The sequence below is a fragment of the Secundilactobacillus hailunensis genome (assembly GCF_005405185.1).
Taxonomy (GTDB): domain Bacteria; phylum Bacillota; class Bacilli; order Lactobacillales; family Lactobacillaceae; genus Secundilactobacillus; species Secundilactobacillus hailunensis.
Genome location: NZ_BJDO01000115.1, coordinates 1 through 1,025 on the forward strand (window position 1 = coordinate 1; position 1,025 = coordinate 1,025).

At 45.1% G+C, this 1,025-nt stretch carries 1 protein-coding gene; it reads right to left on the bottom strand.

Going from position 1 to position 1,025, the window contains the following annotated elements; all coding sequences use genetic code 11:
* Positions 1-91: 91 nt before the first annotated feature.
* The coding region (locus FFM73_RS12825; RefSeq protein WP_171001300.1) for a hypothetical protein at positions 92-1,025 on the bottom strand (934 nt) is incomplete at its 5' end.

The window sequence follows — 1,025 nt, forward strand, 5'->3', positions numbered from 1 at the left end:
TAGTCACCTTAGAAGCTACCGCAAATGCGGGGTTTTTGCATATAATTTGCTTTAATCAATGGGCTACTCGACAAATGTTACAAAACTAGCACTACACGTTAATATTACTATTTTGCTGAGATACAGAAGCAACTGTCTTTTTGTTAGTTTCATCTGTACCAGCAGTAACAGCTTGTCCGCTCTCATCGCTTGAATCCGTAGTGCCAGTGACTGTTTGACCATTTTCGTTACTTGGATTCATAGTGTCAGTAACTGCTTGATCATTTTCATTACCTGAAACTGTCCCATCAGTCGTAACCGCATTAGGCGTGTAAGTTACTTTGCCCGTTGTTGTCGGATTATCGACTGTAATCGTACCGTCTGGATTAACCGTAGCTGGCACTGTCGTCTTATCTGCTGTGTAGCCTGGCTTTACTGGTACCGTTACATCAACATGTTCGCCTGTCTTGCCAGTAATACCAGGAACTGTTTGATCCCCTTCATTAGTTGGCACCGTTACATCAGTGGTAACTGTATTTGGCGTGTAAGTTACTTTACCCGTTGTCGTTGGATTATCAACTGTGATCGTGCCATCCGGATTAACCGTGGCCGGGACTGTTGTCTTATCTGGTGTGTACCCTTCAATTGGCGGCACATCAACATTGACCTTATCCCCTGTCTTACCAGTTACATCAGGGACCGTTTGATCCCCTTGATTACTTGGAATCGTCACATTTGCTTTGGCATCATTTGGCGTGTAGTTAACTTTACCCGTTGTCGTTGGATTATCAACCGTGATCGTGCCGTCGGCATTCACTGTCGCCGGGACTGTCGTCTTATCTGGTGTGTACCCTTCAATTGGCGGCACATCAACATTGACCTTATCCCCTGTCTTACCGGTTACATCAGGGACCGTTTGGTCACCTTGATTACTTGGAATCGTCACATTTGCTTTGGCATCATTTGGTGTGTAGTTAACTTTACCGGTTGTCGTTGGATTATCAACTGTAATTGTGCCGTCAGCATTTACTGTCGCGGGTACCGTC